The organism is Nocardia sp. SYP-A9097 (assembly GCF_009649815.1).
Taxonomy (GTDB): domain Bacteria; phylum Actinomycetota; class Actinomycetes; order Mycobacteriales; family Mycobacteriaceae; genus Nocardia.
This window is the reverse complement of sequence record NZ_WJIC01000003.1, coordinates 229,010-245,793: the sequence shown is the minus strand read 5'-3', so window position 1 is coordinate 245,793 and position 16,784 is coordinate 229,010. Positions and strand designations below refer to the sequence as shown.

Below are 16,784 nucleotides of genomic sequence, written 5' to 3'. Positions count from 1 at the left end.
CAGATCATCGAACCGGAGGCAGGGTACCGGACGCGCGGGCGGTGGACCGGGAGGCGGGGCGGATCAGACCAGGAACGCGAGCGCGGAGTCCACGCCGTTCTGCAGGGCTTCGGCGTGCGCGTCGATGTTCACGCAATCACTCAGGGTCGCACCCGCGTCGAGTTTCGCGATGACCCGGGATTCGGCCTGTTTGATGGATGTTTCTGCGGCGCAAAGGGATTCGAGTTCCGCGGGGTCGACAACCACAATGCCCTCGGCATCGGCGAGCACCATCTCGCCGGGGCTCACCGGCACCCCGCCGCAGGTGACCCGCGTCTGGAGTTCGCCGAGTTCGGTGGTGGAACCGGACATCGGCGTAACGAACCGGCTGTACACCGGCAGTTCGCAATCGCGCACATAGCCGATATCGCGGCAACCGCCGTCGACAATGATCCCGGCGAGTCCGCGCACCAGCGCGCCGCGTGCGAAAAGCTCTCCGGCCAAAGCGATTTCGCTACTGCCGCCGTCGACGACAATGACATCCCCGGCCGCGGCCGCTTCGATGGCGCGCAATACTCCGAAGAAGTCGTCCTGGCAGCGCACGGTGAAGGCGGGTCCGATGATTCGGGTGGCCGCCGAGCGCGGTCGAATCGCACTGTCCATCACCCGTAATGATTTGTCGGCATCGCAGAGCGCGGTGGTGTCGACGGTGTGGAAGGCTTCGGCAAATCGGTCGGCGAGCATGAGCGACGCCTTTCGAGGTTCGAATGCTGGTGGTACTTCGACCCTACTGTCCGGCGACGCGCGAATTCGGTTTTCAGCGCAGGCCGCGACACAGCAGCGCCCACGCGGCGTGTGCGCGGGAGAGGCGCGTCGCGGGCTCGGTATGGGTCAGCAGGGCGGCCAGCATGGCGAGGGCGAGCATGACCTCGTCCGGGGCGAGATCGGGTCGCCACGCGCCGGCGGGGCGGGCGGCTTCGAGCTTGGCCGCCAGGACCGCCCGGATGCGGTCGGCCAGAGCGGCCAGCCGCGGGTCGGCGCTGCTGTCGAGGCCGGCGACGATGGCCATGGCGCTCGGGAGTTGCTCGATGACCTCGGCGAGCAGATCGTCGAGGCTGGCCGCGGGTGCGGCCGCGAAGGTTTCCAGGGCCTCGACATTGCTCTCGAAGACCGCCAGCGCCAGCGCGTCACGGTCCGGGAAGTGCCGGTAGAGACTGCCCTGACCGACCCCCGCGACACGGGCGATCCGACTCAACGGTGCGTGGAATCCGGTCTCGGCGAACACTTCTCGCGCCGCGGCAATCAGTGCCGCGCGATTGTCGGCGGCGGCGCTGGGGCCCCGATTGACGCGGCGTTCGGTCGACACGCACATCAGCTTAGCGACCGGACAGTTATGTCCGGTACACCTGGACGAAGGTTGGTCGGCGGGGCGAGTTTCGGGTAGTGCGCTACTCGCGTTTCGCGCGCTGACCAGTCCTAACGTTGGCGCATGATCGATATCATCACACTGCGCGGCACCGGGGAACGGCGCAATACGGATGGCACACCGGCGGGCATGTTGCACGATGTGGCCAAATTATTGGACCCGGCAAAGTTCACCTGTTTCGAACCGGATTGGCCCGCCTCCATCGGGCCGGAACCGGATGCGTGGGGGCCTTCGCTGGAAACCTCGGTGCGCAAAGGAGTGGCCGCCGGGGTAAAGGCGATTCAGGATTCGCCGAATATCTGTGGGCTGCTGAGCTATTCGCTGGGCGGCATTGTGGCGAGCAGGATTCTGGAGGGTGCGCGGTCGGGGATCTACCTCAATACCGACGGCTCACCGCTGGAGATCGCGTTCGTGGTGAATATCGCCAATCCCATGCGCCGGACCGGGCAATCGGTCGGAAACCTGTGCGGGCCGGTCACTTACGGGCTACACGGGCAGCGCGGGTCGTGGCCGGCGGGAATTGATGTGCGGGAGTACGCGAATCCCAATGACATCATCACCGCCTCCCCCGGCGATTCACCCCTGCGGTCCATCGATACCGCAATTTCGCCGTTCTCGCTGGTGGAGGGTGCGCGCATCGGGAATCTGACGCCATTTCTCTTCCATGAGCTGTTGAACTTCCTGCTGCTGAACCCGATCGCCAATCTCGACCGGTACTCCGCGGCGGTGCGTGGGTTGCTCGGGTATCTGACACCGTGGCCGGACGGCGAACATGTGCGCTACTCCGGGCACACCATGCCCGGCACCGACGTACTGTGGACCACCCACGCCGCCGACTACCTGAACGCCAACTACTGAGTGGAATCCGCCCAGATATCGGGCGGGACGATATCGCGGGATCGGCCGTGTGAGTCCAGGATTCGGCCGAGCAGCTTCTCATGCCGAAGGGTCACAGTGCGTTCGGTGACAACCAAACCGGGATGCGTGTTGGCGAGCTGATTTTCGAAGCGCGTCACCTCGGCGACCGAATGCAGGCCCGCCTGCAGAATGAGATTGTGGGTGCCGCTCACCGCCGCGCAATTGCGGGTCTGCGGTAGGCGAATGAGGGCGTAGCCGATATCTGGCAGGGCAGCGGTCGGCGCGGTCGCCCGGTAGGTGACGGCCACCGGCCAGCCGCCCAGCGGACGCGCGAAATCGCAGCGGAAGCTCAACATGCCGAGCCGGGTCAGCTCATCGAGGCGGCGCTTGACCGTCGAACCGCTGGTGCCGAGCGCGGCGGCGACCGCCCGGTGCGCGGCGCGACCATCGCGCGACAGCTGCCCCATCATGGCGCGATCGACCGCGGTGATCCGGCGACGCCCGCGCTCGGCCGCGCTCGACGGCTCGGGGGTGCGGAGTCGATCGCGCTGGTCCGGGGCGAGCGCGTCGATCCGCCAACTGCCGCCCTCGGCGAACCAGTGGGTGACAATCTGAGTGCGAATGGCGGCGATATGCGGTACGGCCGGGAGGCTATCCAGGGTGTAGCGGGCCAGCTGATCGAAATCGCGGGTGGCGACGGTGGCGAAAATACGATTACTGCCGCCGGAGCGCTCCAGGGTGAGCATATGCGGATGCCGGGCGAGCTCGGCCACCACGGTCGCGGTTTCCCCTGCGGCGCAATCGATATCGACATACGCGGCGCAGACGTGATCGTAGAGCGCGGGCCCCGGCGACATGCACACCCAGGCTTCGCCGCGTTCGCTGAGCCGCTGCCAGCGCCGGGCGACGGTGACCGGGTCGACGCCGAGCACTCCCCCGAGTTCGGTCCAGGATCCGCGCGGCCGCAGTTGCAGCGCGTGGATGAGCGCCAGGTCCTCCTCGGTCAGCAGCCTGACATCATCCTGCATCTGTTCCGGTCCTTCTGACGACATACTGCGAATCCCCCGGCCTCACCAGCCAGTCTTGCACAATCGACTCGACCCTCACCGGGGAGAGACTGGAGGTTGCGTCATGGCATTCGGTGACTATCAGAACGAGATCTACTTCAATGGCCTGCGCGGTGTCGTGCCGACACTGCCGGTGAGCTTCGACGAGCTGGAGGCGCGGGCGCAGACCGCTATGCCGCCCTCGGTGTGGTCGTATGTGGCCGGTGGTGCGGGCAATGAGCGCACCCAGCGCGCCAATGTCACCGCCTTCGATCACTGGGGGCTCATCCCCCGCATGTTCGTCGGCGCGGCGCAGCGTGATCTTTCGGTGGAGCTGTTCGGAATGACCTTGCTCGCACCGGTTTTCATGGCTCCGATCGGAGTGATCGGCCTGTGCTCCCAGGACGGTCACGGTGATCTGGCGACCGCGCGCGCCGCCGCCCGCACCGGTGTGCCCATGGTGGCCTCGACCCTCATGGTCGATCCCCTCGAGGATGTCGCGGCCGAATTCGGTGATACCCCAGGGTTTTTCCAGCTGTACACGCCCACCGATCGCGATCTGGCGGCCAGTCTCGTGGAGCGCGCCGAGCGGGCCGGCTACCGGGGCATTGTCGTCACCCTCGATACCTGGGTCACCGGCTGGCGGCCGCGCGATCTGTCGACCGGCAATTTCCCACAGCTGCGTGGTCACTGCCTGGCGAACTACTTCAGCGATCCGGTGTTCCTGAAGAGCCTGGCGAAATCGCCGGCCGAGGATCCGCAGTCGGCGATCCTGCGCTGGATTCAGGTCTTCGGAAACCCGCTCACCTGGGAGGATCTGCCCTGGCTGCGCTCGCTGACCAAACTCCCACTGATCGTGAAGGGCATCTCCCATCCGGACGATGCCCGGCGCGCTCGTGACGGCGGCGTGGATGGCATCTACTGCTCCAATCATGGTGGGCGCCAGGCGAATGGCGGCATTCCCGCCATCGATCTACTGTCCGAGGTGGTCGCCGTGGCCGAGGGACTGCCCGTACTCTTCGACTCCGGCATTCGCTCCGGCGCGGACATCATCAAGGCGCTCGCGCTCGGCGCGACAGCGGTCGGTATCGGCCGTCCATACGCCTACGGCCTGGCCCTGGGCGGAGCGGACGGCATTACCCATGTGCTGCGCACCCTGCTCGCCGAGGCGGACCTGATCATGGCCGTGGACGGCTATCCGACCCTCGCGGATCTGACCCCGGACGCCCTGCGCCGCGTCCGCTAGCGCGATAGTTCATGATGCCGACGAACGCCAGGTGCGCGGAGTCATCCGGTGTTGCGCACGGAAGACGCGGGTGAAGTAGCCGGGATCGGAAATGCCTACCCGCCTGGCGATGTCATTGATCGGCAGATCCGATTCCGAGAGTAGACAGCGGGCCTCGGACATACGCCGTTCGGTGAGCCAGTCCTGGACGGTGCGGCCGGTGCGGCGGCGCACCAGGGTGGTCAGGTAGGCGGGTGTCATACCGACCGATTGGGCGACATCGCGGAGCGAGATCTGCTCGCCGAAGCGCTTTTCGATCACATCGAAGACCTCGGCGAGCACGGTTTCATTACTGCGGCGCAGGTCGCCCACCACATCGTCGGCCAGGCGCGCGACATCGACCAGCAGCAGGGTCAGGTGCGCGGCGGCGGCCTGCCGGAAGCCGGGGCGGCGGTCGGACAGTTCGGCTTCGATCGCGGCAATCGTGTTCTCCCACAGCGGTTGTCGCTCCGGCGGGAGGTGCAGGCGGAGCAGGCCCCCTGAATTGCCGTGCAGGAACGGGAACAGTAGCGGGTGCGCGCGCCAGGTCGGCCAGGGTGCGCGGGTGTCGTCGCCGAGGGCCGCGGGGTCGAACAGGACACCGCAGGCACTACCCATGTGCACGCTGGCGCCGTCCACCACCATGCCCGGCGCGACCACGTAGACATCACCGGTTCGAGCGCGCTGCGGAAGCTCCGGGTCGACGGGCAGGCCGTGGTCGATGTAGAGCAGGACCGGGAAATCGTGAATGTGCGGATTGTGGTCGGGCAGATGCGCCTCGTCGACGAATCGCACCACCGACAGCGGCGGGACGGACGGGTCCGCGGAGTACCGGTAGACCGGAATCCCGGCGTCGTATCGGACCGGGCGCGCACGCTGGAGCATGAACCAAAGATAATCCTAGTTCTGCCGATAATCACCCAATTCCTGTGCCGAGAGGGCCTACATCATTGGTGACATGACCAAAAATACTCCCACTGCTCACACCGCCGACCATCAACACGACTACCTCTCAGCCGCGGGTAACGACCGCATGCTGCCGTTCTACGACCTGCTCACCCGGGCGCTCGGGGCACGCAAGACACACGGCATCCTGCTCGGCAACGCCGATCTCGCGCCCGGGTTCCGAGTGCTCGAGATCGGCTGCGGCACCGGCAATCTCACCCTCGCCGCGAAGAACGCGCAACCCGGCGCGGAGATCGTCGGCAGCGATCCGGATCCGCTCGCACTCACCCGGGCGCAGCGCAAGATCCACGGCCGCAGCGGAATTCGCTTCGATCGCGCCTACGCGCAGGATCTGCCGTTCCCGGATGCCAGTTTCGATCGGGTGCTGTCGGCGTTCATGCTGCATCACCTCGATGCCGAGGTGAAGCCCGCCGTGGCCGCCGAGGCGTTCCGGGTACTGCGCCCGGCCGGCGAACTGCATGTGGTGGATGTCGGCGGAAATGTCACCACCGCAGACGGATTCACCGCGCGGCGCGCGCTGCACAATCATCACACCGCGGGCAATATCGGCGACGGCATCCCCACCCTGATGCGCTCCGCCGGTTTCGAATGCAGCGAGGTCGGACACCAGGTGACTCGACGGATGGGCCGAGTGACCTTCTACCGCGCCACCCGGCCCGCCTGATCAGGCCCTGCCCAGGAAGTCGATCACCACTTGAGGACGGGCAGGGGCGAAAGCGGGTGCGTGCGTAGCCGTTCCGCGCCGAGTTGGAGCAGGCGGCGGTGGAAGCCCGCATCGGGGAACTCCTCGGTCAGCTGCCGATACGCGGCCCGCGAGACACCGAAACGGCCCAGCACCGCCATTTCCACATCGATGGCGTCGGCCCGGCGGAAGATCTCGACCGGGTCGTCGGCCTCGCCCGCGGAGCGAACCTTGTGGTGCTGGTCGATCATTCGGATCACCAGGGGGATCAACTCGCTCTGTCCACTGCCCTCCAGCCAGTTGCCCGCGAGCCGCTCCGACGGAGCCAGGTAGTCGAAGGTGCCCGCGGTCCAGATGCCCAGATCGTGAAATACGGCCGCTGCCAAGAACTCCGGCCGATCACTCGGCGCGAGGGCGGGCGCGACCAGATCGCACAGGCGCACGACGCGGAGCACATGGTTCGTATAGGCGGTTCGATCGACTCCGAGCTGCGCGGACCACGGTTCGAGGCGGCGGTCGACTTCCGTGCGGAGCGCATTGCTGTCCATACCTGTCGACGATAGAAGACCTGTTGGCCGACCAGCCCGCATTACGGCCGCGACGCGCGGGTCCCGAGATCGAAACCCGCTGCCGCCGTGTGGTTTACGGGGTGAGTGCTGAGGCGATTCCAAGCGTCTGCAGGGTGTCGATCAGGAAGGAGTTCACCGCGTCCGGACGTTCCAGCTGGATCAGATGCCCGGCTGCGGGGACCTCGACCACAGTGCGGAGATCCGGCACCGCGGCGCGCATGGTGGCCAACGGATCGCGACCGCTGAAACCCTCCATGTCCGGGTCCTTTTCGCCATAAATGAAGAACGCCGGCACGGTCACCTCGGCGTCCGCGTACGCCTCGGTGAGCTCCCAGTTGCGGTCGAGATTGCGGTACCAGTTCAGCCCGCCAGTGAAGCCGGTGCGCTCGAAATCGGCTACGAGCGTGTCGAATTCCTGCTGCGAGAGCCACGGCCAGGGCAGCGGCGGGGCCTCGGGAAGCACATCCAGGTAGCCGAGCCCGGGCGGGTTCTTCCAGGTGTCGAGGTAGTGGTATTCGCCGCTGAGCGAGTAGTAGACGCGGGCCAGGAACCCCCGCGGATCAGCGGCCAGCTCGGCATCGGCGACACCCGGAGTCTGAAAGTACGACAGGTGCAGGAAGTGCCGTTCGGCGGCCTTGGTCCAGAAGGCCGAGGGGGCGCGCGGCGGACGCGGACTGAACGGGTTGTTCAGCACCGCCACCGCCGCCACTCGCTCGGGTGCGCGCAGGGACAGTTCCCACACCAGTTGCGCGCCGAAATCCAGGCCGACGAAGACGGCCCGGTCCGCGCCGATGTCGTCGAGCAGGGCGAGCAGATCGCCGATGACGGCTTCATTGGTGTACGAATCCAGTCCGGCGGGCGCGTCGGTTCTGCCGTACCCGCGCAGGTCGGGGGCGATGGCACGATAGCCGGCCGCCGCGACGGCTTCCAGCTGGTGATGCCATATGAACCCGGTGTGCGGGAATCCGTGGCAGAAGATGACCGGATACCCCGCACCCTGCTCCGTGACGTGCATTCGGATCTCCCCGGTATCGACCGTCCGATGCGTCAGCTCCACTACCGCCTCCAATTTCTAGAACACGTTCCTATTTCAAGGTAGTGTCCAGAGGTCGTGAGCGAAATACCCAAGATTCTCGCCGGAACGGTCGCCGTGGTGACCGGAGCCAGCCGTGGCATCGGCAAGGGCATTGCCCTGGAGCTGGGCGCGGCGGGCGCCACCGTCTATGTCACCGGGCGCACCACCACACCCGGGCGGCTGCCCGGCACCGTGGCGGGCACCGCCGCCGAGATCGATGCGCTCGGCGGCATCGGCGTGCCCGTGGTCTGCGACCACCAGGACGACACTGCGGTGGAGAAACTGTTCGCGCAGGTGCGTGACGAGCAGGGCCGCCTCGATGTGCTGGTCAACAATGTCTACAACTCCCCCGCCGCCGCCCGCTGGCTCGGCCGCAAGTTCTGGGATGTGCCCGCCAAGGCGTGGGATGAGACCTTCGACATCGGCGTCCGATCGCACTATGTGGCAAGCGTTTTCGCCGCACCGCTGCTGATCGAGTCGAACGGGCTGATTGTGAATGTGTCCTCGCCGGGGGCGGTGCGGTACATGCACAATGCCGTCTACGGCGTGGGTAAGACCGCTCTCGATCGGCTCACCGTCGATCTGGCGCACGATCTCGCCGATACCGGAGCCACGGCCGTATCGCTGTGGCCCGGGATCGTGGATACCGAACTGCTGCAAATGGTTCCGGCCGATGCCAATGGGCAGCGACTGGTCACCCTGCCCGGCGAGGGCACCTTCGACCTCGCCGAGGCCGAATCCCCGCGCTTCCCGGGCCGGGCCGTCGCGGCCCTGGCGGCGGATCCGAATCGCAAGGCACGCAGTGGAAAAGCCTGGAAGGTCGCCGACCTTGCCGAGGCATACGGCTTCACCGATATCGACGGCCGCGTACCCCGCGCGGACTAGTCAGAGCTGAACAACGTTCCAAGACAAGAGGAGTACAGAGAGTTATGCGTCGCGTTTTCGTCGTCGGTGTCAACATGACCCCGTTCGTCAAGATCGGTTCCCGCGAGTGGACCTACCCCGAAATGGTCGGAGAGGCCGTACGCGGGGCGCTCGCCGATGCGGGGGTCACCTACGACCAGGTGCAGCGCGCCGCCGCCGGCTACGTATTCCAGCCGTCGGCCGCGGGCCAGCGCGCGCTGTATGACGTCGGCCTGACCGGGATTCCGGTGGTCAATGTGAACAACAACTGCGCGACCGGGTCGACCGCGCTCATGCTGGCGCGCGAATGGGTCGCCGCCGGCATCGTCGATGTGGCTCTCGCGGTCGGCTTCGAGCAGATGACCAAGGAAGCCATGGCGGGCCCCACGCACAAGCCCAAGGCCACCACCGTGGACCACCACCTGGCTGTGATGCGCGAGCAGTACGAGTTCAGCGCTGCCCCCATCACCACCCAGTTCTTCGGTAATGCGGCCATCGAGCATATGAAGCGTTACGGCACCACGCCCGAGCAGCTGGCCGCGGTCGCGGTCAAGAACCACGAGCACTCCACCCGGAATCCGTTGGCGCAGTTCCAGAATGCGTACACCCTCGAGGATGTGCTGACGGACAAGCCGGTACACGGGCCGCTGACCCGCTCGCAGTGCTCGCCCATGTCCGACGGTGCGGCGGCGGCCGTTGTGGTCAGCGAGGAGTACGTGCGGGCGCACGGGCTCGAATCGCAGGCCATCGAGATCCTGGCGCAGGAGCTGGCCACCGATGACGGCACCTCGTTCTCGACCGGTTCCATGATCGATGTGGTCGGCGCGCCCATGACCCGCGCGGCGGCCTCGAAGGTGTTCGCCACCGCCGGAATCGGCGTGAATGATGTCGATGTGATCGAGCTGCACGACTGCTTCAGCATCAACGAGCTCATCACCTATGAGGCGCTGGGTCTCTGCGGTGAGGGTGAATCCGGCGCGCTGGTCGAGTCCGGTGCGACCACCTACGGCGGCCAGTGGGTCGTGAACCCGTCCGGTGGGCTCATCTCCAAGGGGCATCCGCTCGGGGCGACCGGTCTGGCGCAGGCCACCGAATTGTCCTGGCATCTGCGCGGAATCGTGGGCGACCGGCAGGTGCCGGACGCGAAGATCGCGCTCGCGCACAACCTCGGCCTGGGCGGTGCGGTGGTCGTCACCCTGTACGCCGCCAACACCCTGTGATTCTCCGGACGGAGTGAGATACCAATGACTGCAATCGATCCCGAGACCCTGCTGCGGCTTCCGGTGCACAATGGGCACGCCCTGGTCGCGGGGCTGAAGCGGCACAAGAAACGGCCGGTGCTCACCCTCGGCGAGCATATCCTCACCGGCGGTGAGGTTTTGGATGCCATCAGCCGGTACATCGCGGCGTTCGAGGAGCACGGTGTCGGCACCGGTACGCCCGTCGGCGTGCTGGCGTTGAACCGGCCCGAGGTGCTGTTCACCATCGGCGCGGGGCAGATCGTGGGTTCGCGGCGGACCGCGCTGCACCCGATCGGCGGGCTGGACGATCATGCGTATGTGCTTGCGGACGCCGGGATTACGACGCTGATCCTGGATCCGGTGCCCGCGTTCGTGAAGCGTGCTCGCGAACTCGTGGACCGGGTGGAGGGGCTGACCCGGGTGCTCACGCTCGGTCCGGTGCCCGAGGAGCTCGCCGATGTGGGCGTGGATCTGCTTGCGGCAGCGGACAAGTACGAGCCGCGGCCGGTCGAGGCCGTCGAGTTGATGCCCGATGACGTCATCTCCATCGCGTACACCGGTGGCACCACCGGAAAACCGAAGGGTGTCATCGGCACGGCGCAGGCCATGGCCACCATGACGCAGATCCAGCTGTCCGAGTGGGAATGGCCCAAGCACCCGAAATTCCTTATCTGCACACCGCTTTCGCATGCGGGCGCGGCATTCTTCCTGCCGGTCGTGCTGCTCGGCGGTCAGTGTGTGGTGGTGCCGCGCTTCGAGCCCGGTGAGGTGTTGAAGGCCATCGAGGAGCACAAGATCAGCGCCACCATGCTGGTGCCGTCGATGCTCTACGCGCTGCTCGATCACCCGGATTCCAAGACCCGCGACCTGTCCTCGCTGGAAACGGTCTACTACGGCGCGGCGGCCATCGACCCGAATCGACTGCAGGAGGCCATCGACCGCTTCGGCCCGATCTTCGCGCAGTACTTCGGGCAGTCCGAGGCGCCCATGGCGATCAGCTACCTCGGCAAGGAGGAGCACGACAAGGAACGCCTCGCCTCCTGCGGCCGCCCCTCCACCGCCATCCGAGTCGCTCTCCTCGACAAGGACAGCATCCCCGTCGCCTCCGGCGAGGTCGGCGAAATCTGTGTCTCCGGACCACTTTTGGCCGGCGGTTACCTCAACCTCCCCGAGGTGACCGCGGAGACCTTCCACAACGGCTGGCTCCGCACCGGCGACCTCGCCCGCCAAGACGACGAAGGCTTCCTCTTCATCGTCGGCCGCAGCAAGGACATGGTCGTCACCGGCGGCTTCAACGTCTTCCCCCGCGAGGTGGAAGACGTTGTCTCCGAACACCCGAAGGTCCTCAACGTGGCAGTGGTCGGCGTCCCCGACGCCTACTACGGCGAAGCCGTCACCGCGGTAATCGTCCTCGACCCCGAAACCGCGGCCGACCCGGCCGCCATCGAGGTAGTCACCACCGAGATCCAAGCTGCCGTGAAACAACGCAAGGGTTCCGTCCAGGTCCCCAAGCACGTCCTCATCATCGAGGAACTCCCCCTCACCGGCCTCGGCAAGCCCGACAAGAAAACAATCCGCGTAATCGCCGCGGAACGCCTCGGCCTGGCCTGATCCCCAGCCGCACCAGCCGCCCCGCCAACCATCCCTCATGGTTGGCGGGGCGGTTCGGCAATATACGGTTTGCAAGATCTTTCGCTACAGCGCGAAACATGCTGTCGCCCAGCAGTATCGGCGCACACGATGAGAATGCCGCGCTGCCCTCCAGGATGAGATCCGCTCAATCGGAGGCGAGTAGGACGGGGCATCAGTTCCCGGTGATCGGCTGTCCGACAGTGGATCTCGAGTGACAATGCGACCGCTCAGCATTTGAAATTTCTATTTGTTCATCTGCCGATATGTCCGAAATCGACTCGCGCAGTGCGGGTTGCGCGAATAATCAGTGACGTTCGACCCTCTCCGCTGTTGAGGACCGTCGCGATGGGCGTAGTACGTCCGGAATGACTCGAGCACTGGCGCTCGGACCTCGAATACAAACCGGTCCGGATTATTCACTGACGATACCCATGGTCTATTTGACGTGTCCTTATGCGGGAGAACTTTCTACAGAAAGAACGTATTGCCATGGTTACTTACATGATCGACAATGTCGCTTCGGGCAAGGTGCTGGACGTACCCAATCACAGTGCGGAGAACGGGATCCGCATCGATCAATGGTCCGACAACGGCGGCGCCAACCAGCAGTGGGAGCTCGCCGACGCGGGGAACGGGCTGGTCCATATTCTCAATTTGGAGAACAAGAAGGCGCTGCGGGTCCGTGGGGCCCAGGTGGCCAATGGTGCGGCCGTCGAACAGTGGGATGCCAATGGGGATCCGAGCCAACTCTGGAAGGTCAGCGACGGCGGCCGCGGCATGGTGAAGATCTTTTCGGCACTGGGCGGCAACAAAGTTCTGGATATCCCCGGGGGCGGAAGCACCAATGGCCTCGGCGCGCAGATCTGGGACGATGTCAATGTGGCGAGCGAACACTGGGCGCTCATCATGACCAATGTCAAACTCGTCAACGCCGGCAGCGGAAAGGTCATGGACCTGCCAGGATTCAATACCGCCGACGGCACCGTGATCGCACAGTGGGAAGACAATGGCGGCGCCAATCAGCGCTGGCGCTTCTATCCCGTAGATGCCGGGGTATACACGATCCAGAATATGGCGAGCGGAAAGTTCCTGGACCTCGGCCCCGGCGCCACCGACGGCCCGGCAATCGTCCAACAACCGATGCGAACCTCCGCCATGAGCCAGCGCTGGGTCCTCAAGGACGGCGGAGGCGGCACGAAGTGCATCGTCAATATGGCCGCCGCCGCACCCATTCATTCGAACCACGCCAGCAAGGACAACGGCTCACTCCTTTGCCTGTACAGCAGCGGCGGCGCAGCCGATCCCACCACAACCTGGAACCTCTTGTAACCCAACCGATCACGCCCCGGCCGACCCCGAACCCGGCCGGGGCACGATCCCGTTGAAACCCACGACCAGCGATCGAATCCCTGCTCGCCGAGCGATCCGATCATGGCGTCGAATCGATCGGCAGGGAGAAGAATCATGCCCGGAACAAACCATATTCTCGACAAGGCATTCAAAGATGCGCTGGCGAGGGCTGCCAGTCTGGATAAACAAGGGATTCCGCCGGCCGATACCGGGGAGCTGTTCCCGCAACGCACACCGACCAATGTCGAACTCGTGCAGGCGAGTGCGGCGTTTTATCACAAGCATCAGGCCGTGATGGACAAGGCGGTCAACGATGTTGTGGAGTTTCTCGACAGTCCGGATGGGGTGGCATATGTGAAGGCGCTGGAAGGGTCGTTCGACAGTGCGGCACCGAACGCCCTGAGCACCGAGATCGCTTCGGAGATACTTCACAACGGTGAGTTCGATTTGGCCAGTTCGCATCCGCAGGGGTTGCGCGGGTTCGGGGTTGGTGTATCGGCCGGGGTGAGTGCGGTGGTGGGGCTGCTCGCGGGGGCCGATGTGGTCTTCGATTTCAAGGATGAGACTCAGGTTCACGGGCGCGTATGGAAAGGCGGATCCTTGAAAGGGGGCCTATCCGTCAGCGCCGGCCTCGAATTGAGCTTCTGGGTCGAGAAGCCTGTCACGGGCGCGATCGCGGGATGGCTACTCGATCTCTACGTCCAGACGAAGTACATCATTGTCCTGTTTGTCCGTTTCATGTACATCAATCAGCGGGCCGAGGGCAGCACCGAGCTCGACTTCAGCGGTGTGTCACTGCAATTCCCATTGGGGATCGGCCTGCCGATCCGGCATTCCAAGGGAACGGACGGCGTCGTCGCGATCTTCGCGGCCACCCAGACCGCGTTCGACAGGAATAAGCGCGCAACCCTTCAGGTCGTGAACAAAACGACCAACGTGCCGACCATCGCCGTGAAGGAGATCGCCGATCTCGTTGTCACACTTCGGAACACCTCGGGCCACGATGTCGCACTGAGCTCGGGCGCGGCGATGACGATCAATATGCCGTCATACTTCACCGATGACGACGTCAGCGCGATGAATATCGACTATCCGGGCTGGACGTTCACCGATGTCAAGAGCAAATTGACGCTAACCCTGTCGAAGAACTCCACCTGGGCATCCAATACGGATATGTCGCTTGTCATTACGAATGTCAAGAGCAGCAATCAACCCCCGGCCGGGCAGCAGTCGTATCCGGGCAAGGTGAAGGTCGGGCTGAACGACATCTCCTTCACAGCGCCCATCGCCACCGTCGCCGACTTCAGTCTCGTATGGGCCAATTCCCAGGCGAAGCTGGATTGGCACGCGGATGTGACGACCGATTTCAAGCTGACCGGTAACGGCAGCGGGAGCCTGACCACCTACGCCCAGCCGGGAACCACAGTCGTGCAGCTCACCACCGCTGTGGACAAGAGCGGCACCTCGTGGGTCCTGGGATATATCTTCAACTACAACACGAATGTCGGAAGCCAGGTGATTCCACAGGTGACCGCGGCCTGGGTGAAGGCGGATGCGGTCAAGTTACCCGGCAATGCCTGGTACGGCGTCGCGGTCGATGTGTCGGGCAAACCCTCGGTTGCCTGGTACGGCGGCTCGGAACAGAGCGGAAGTTCGATCACGGTCACACCGACCTTCGGATAAAGCGCACTGGGCGAAAGGATGTCCTCGGGTGTCGACGCATCCGAGGACTTCGCAAACCGACCGGACGGTCATAGAATTCTGAATTATGTTTTGCCCGAAGGGTTTTCGTTCCGACGACACCTTCGAGAACTACACTGAAGACGCTCGGTCGCACAATGATGTCGCCGTCCTCCCTCCGCAAATCTCCACCACTTCAGTGCAGGAAGCCGCGGTGAGTCCTGTGACACCCTCACTTTCGCGATTACATCCCGACACCAGGCTATGGGCCTCCGGCGCGGCCCAGGGTGGTGCCTGGACCAGCCAAGCCCCCGTTCCGGGCGCGACCTCACCCGACGCTCCGGCACTGACGGTCTTCCAGCACGACCTCCATATGGCCTGGCGAGCGGAGGACAGCACGGACAGCATCTGGTTCTCCAGCACCGGCGACGGCGAAACCTGGGAAACCCCATGGAATCTGCCGTACGTCGGCACCTCCGAACAGCCGGCGCTGTGCGCCGTGAACGAAACGCTCTACCTCGCATGGAAGGGTGCGGGACGCGAGCAGAACATCTACTGGTCGACCTCCGCCGACGGTCACAAATGGGAAGACCAGCAGATCCTGGGCGGCGCGGAAACCTCCCGCTCACCGAGCCTGGTCGCATTTCACGGTGTGCTGCGTGCCTTTTGGCGCGGTGGCGAGCACCTGATCACCTCCAACCAGAATCTCTATCTGTCCGTGCGCGGCGAAACCGGTTGGAGCGCACCGATTGTGCTGCCCGGTATGGCGTCGGTGGAGAGTCCCGCCGTCGCGGTGCTCGGCGATACCCTGTACCTCGCCCATCGAGGCACCAAGGCACCGCTGGACAATGACAAGTGGATACGCCTGTGGAGCTCCGGTAACGGCGTCGCCTGGACCTCCCGCGCCAATCCGGCCGAGGCGTACACCGATCTCGCACCGGCCCTGGCAGCCGATAATGGCACCCTGCACCTGGTCTGGAAGTCGGCCAGCGGCCCGGAAATCTGGTACTCCCCGTTCGACGGCGACCAGACCTGGCAGCCGCCCGCACGAGTCGCGGCCTTCGAAACCGCGTGCAGCCCAGCCCTTTGCGACTTCCGACCCACCGCGGGTACGAGCGAGGTCTTCCTGGCTTGGCGCGGTTCGACGCTCTGAGAACCATGAATTGCCGAGCGCCCCGTCGGCCGAATGGCCGGCGGGGCGTTGTGCGGCAACCCGATTCGAGCTAGGCGATCGGGCGGAAATCGCAACTGCCGATATAGGCAGGGCGAGGACCCCTGGCAGCGTAGGGATCCACGAGGGTGTTCTCGACGCTGTTGAAAACTACGAAGAGGTTGGAGCGCGGGAACGGCGTGATGTTGTTGGCGGAGCCGTGCATGATATTCGAATCGAACAGCAGGGCTGAGCCCGCTCGGCCGGTGAACTGGGCGATGCCGTACTTATTCGCCAGTTCGGTGATGTCTTCCTCGGAAGGAACACCGATCTCCTTCTCCCGCAAGGAATCTCGGTAGTGCGCCTCGGGCGTTTCGCCTTGGCAGGGGACGAAGGTGCGATGCGAGCCGGGCATCACCATCAGACTGCCATTGAACGGGAAGTTGTCGGTGAGGGCGATGGAGAGACTGACCGCTCGCGGCGCGGGCATACCGTCTTCGGCATGCCAGGTTTCGAAGTCCGAGTGCCAGTAGAAGCCCGCGCCGCGCAGGCCGGGCAGGAAGTTGATCCGACTCTGATGGATATAGACCTCAGAGCCGAGGATCTGGCGCGCGAGACCGGCGATTCGGCTCTCCCGCACCAGGTTTGCCACCACGGCACTGAGCCTGTGCACCTCGAAAACCGAGCGGATACGATTCGACTCCTTCTCGATGATGACGCGCTCATCGAGCATGAACTCGGGGTCGCGGGTCATCCGGTCCAGCTCGGCGGCCACATCGGCGACCTCCTCACGATCGAGCAGGGCATCGAGGATCGCGAATCCGTCCCGCTCGAAATGCGATAGCGCCGGGACCCCGATCTCACCCCATACGGTGGGATCGGCGCGCTCGAGATGTGGCGCGGGTCCGGCGGTGCGGGTGGGGTATCGATCGATCAGAGTGTGGTTCGGCGACGACATTCCCT

16 protein-coding genes are annotated in these 16,784 nt (G+C 64.9%); 9 read left to right on the top strand and 7 right to left on the bottom strand.

The genetic code is table 11. The features are described 5' to 3' along the window. Positions 1 to 63: 63 nt before the first annotated feature. Together GFY24_RS08470 and GFY24_RS42870 are read right to left on the bottom strand one after the other, a co-directional pair. Positions 64 to 723 carry an RraA family protein gene (locus GFY24_RS08470; protein ID WP_153804430.1) on the bottom strand — a complete coding sequence of 220 codons (660 nt, stop codon included), beginning with the start codon at positions 721 to 723 and terminating at the stop codon, positions 64 to 66. Positions 724 to 796: 73 nt separating this feature from the next. Next, entirely contained in the window at positions 797 to 1,351 is a 555-nt protein-coding gene (locus tag GFY24_RS42870) for a TetR/AcrR family transcriptional regulator (protein WP_153804429.1), read from the bottom strand. Between the two features lie 117 nt (positions 1,352 to 1,468). Between GFY24_RS42870 and GFY24_RS08460 the strand changes: the two genes are divergently transcribed. Continuing rightward, positions 1,469 to 2,263: a hypothetical protein gene (locus GFY24_RS08460; RefSeq protein WP_153804428.1), complete on the top strand. Its 795-nt coding sequence runs from the start codon at positions 1,469 to 1,471 to the stop codon at positions 2,261 to 2,263. Here the strand turns inward: GFY24_RS08460 and GFY24_RS08455 are convergent. Beyond that, positions 2,257 to 3,291 (bottom strand): Lrp/AsnC family transcriptional regulator, encoded by a 1,035-nt coding sequence (locus tag GFY24_RS08455; RefSeq protein ID WP_228566103.1) that lies wholly within the window; start codon positions 3,289 to 3,291, stop codon positions 2,257 to 2,259. The two genes, GFY24_RS08460 and GFY24_RS08455, sit on opposite strands and share 7 nt — an antisense overlap. 103 nt (positions 3,292 to 3,394) lie before the next feature. On the opposite strand from GFY24_RS08455, the gene GFY24_RS08450 reads away from it, so the two are divergent. Continuing rightward, positions 3,395 to 4,555 carry a lactate 2-monooxygenase gene (locus tag GFY24_RS08450; protein ID WP_153804426.1) on the top strand — a complete coding sequence of 387 codons (1,161 nt, stop codon included), beginning with the start codon at positions 3,395 to 3,397 and terminating at the stop codon, positions 4,553 to 4,555. A 9-nt stretch (positions 4,556 to 4,564) separates the two neighbouring features. Here GFY24_RS08450 and GFY24_RS08445 read toward each other — a convergent pair whose 3' ends face one another. Continuing rightward, positions 4,565 to 5,458, bottom strand: a complete 894-nt coding sequence (locus GFY24_RS08445) for an AraC family transcriptional regulator (protein ID WP_153804425.1) — start codon at positions 5,456 to 5,458, stop codon at positions 4,565 to 4,567. A 73-nt stretch (positions 5,459 to 5,531) separates the two neighbouring features. Between GFY24_RS08445 and GFY24_RS08440 the strand changes: the two genes are divergently transcribed. Continuing rightward, positions 5,532 to 6,203 (top strand): class I SAM-dependent methyltransferase, encoded by a 672-nt coding sequence (locus tag GFY24_RS08440; protein WP_153804424.1) that lies wholly within the window; start codon positions 5,532 to 5,534, stop codon positions 6,201 to 6,203. Between the two features lie 23 nt (positions 6,204 to 6,226). Here GFY24_RS08440 and GFY24_RS08435 read toward each other — a convergent pair whose 3' ends face one another. After that, on the bottom strand, positions 6,227 to 6,769 hold the full coding sequence (locus tag GFY24_RS08435; RefSeq protein WP_153804423.1) for a hypothetical protein: 543 nt from the start codon (positions 6,767 to 6,769) through the stop codon (positions 6,227 to 6,229). A gap of 94 nt (positions 6,770 to 6,863) precedes the next feature. Further along, positions 6,864 to 7,847, bottom strand: a complete 984-nt coding sequence (locus GFY24_RS08430; RefSeq protein ID WP_309230614.1) for an alpha/beta hydrolase — start codon at positions 7,845 to 7,847, stop codon at positions 6,864 to 6,866. 54 nt (positions 7,848 to 7,901) lie between these two features. On the opposite strand from GFY24_RS08430, the gene GFY24_RS08425 reads away from it, so the two are divergent. From GFY24_RS08425 to GFY24_RS08400, 6 genes are all read left to right on the top strand, one after another. Beyond that, positions 7,902 to 8,750, top strand: coding sequence for an SDR family NAD(P)-dependent oxidoreductase (locus tag GFY24_RS08425; protein ID WP_309230613.1), 849 nt, complete (start codon positions 7,902 to 7,904; stop codon positions 8,748 to 8,750). A 44-nt stretch (positions 8,751 to 8,794) separates the two neighbouring features. After that, positions 8,795 to 9,988, top strand: coding sequence for a Nonspecific lipid-transfer protein (locus GFY24_RS08420; protein ID WP_153804422.1), 1,194 nt, complete (start codon positions 8,795 to 8,797; stop codon positions 9,986 to 9,988). A gap of 24 nt (positions 9,989 to 10,012) precedes the next feature. Beyond that, a complete protein-coding gene (gene fadD8 / locus GFY24_RS08415; RefSeq protein ID WP_153804421.1) occupies positions 10,013 to 11,620 on the top strand; it encodes a fatty-acid--CoA ligase FadD8 in 1,608 nt (535 codons plus the stop codon). Between the two features lie 474 nt (positions 11,621 to 12,094). Next, positions 12,095 to 12,970, top strand: coding sequence for an RICIN domain-containing protein (locus GFY24_RS08410; RefSeq protein ID WP_153804420.1), 876 nt, complete (start codon positions 12,095 to 12,097; stop codon positions 12,968 to 12,970). 135 nt (positions 12,971 to 13,105) lie between these two features. Continuing rightward, the gene (locus GFY24_RS08405; protein ID WP_153804419.1) at positions 13,106 to 14,674 is read left to right on the top strand and encodes a hypothetical protein; all 1,569 of its coding nucleotides are present in this window, start codon (positions 13,106 to 13,108) and stop codon (positions 14,672 to 14,674) included. A gap of 211 nt (positions 14,675 to 14,885) precedes the next feature. After that, positions 14,886 to 15,824 (top strand): hypothetical protein, encoded by a 939-nt coding sequence (locus GFY24_RS08400; RefSeq protein ID WP_153804418.1) that lies wholly within the window; start codon positions 14,886 to 14,888, stop codon positions 15,822 to 15,824. Positions 15,825 to 15,894: 70 nt separating this feature from the next. Here the strand turns inward: GFY24_RS08400 and thpD are convergent, their stop codons facing one another. Further along, complete coding sequence (gene thpD, locus GFY24_RS08395; protein ID WP_153804417.1) at positions 15,895 to 16,779, bottom strand: ectoine hydroxylase; 885 nt, start codon at positions 16,777 to 16,779, stop codon at positions 15,895 to 15,897. Positions 16,780 to 16,784: the final 5 nt, after the last annotated feature.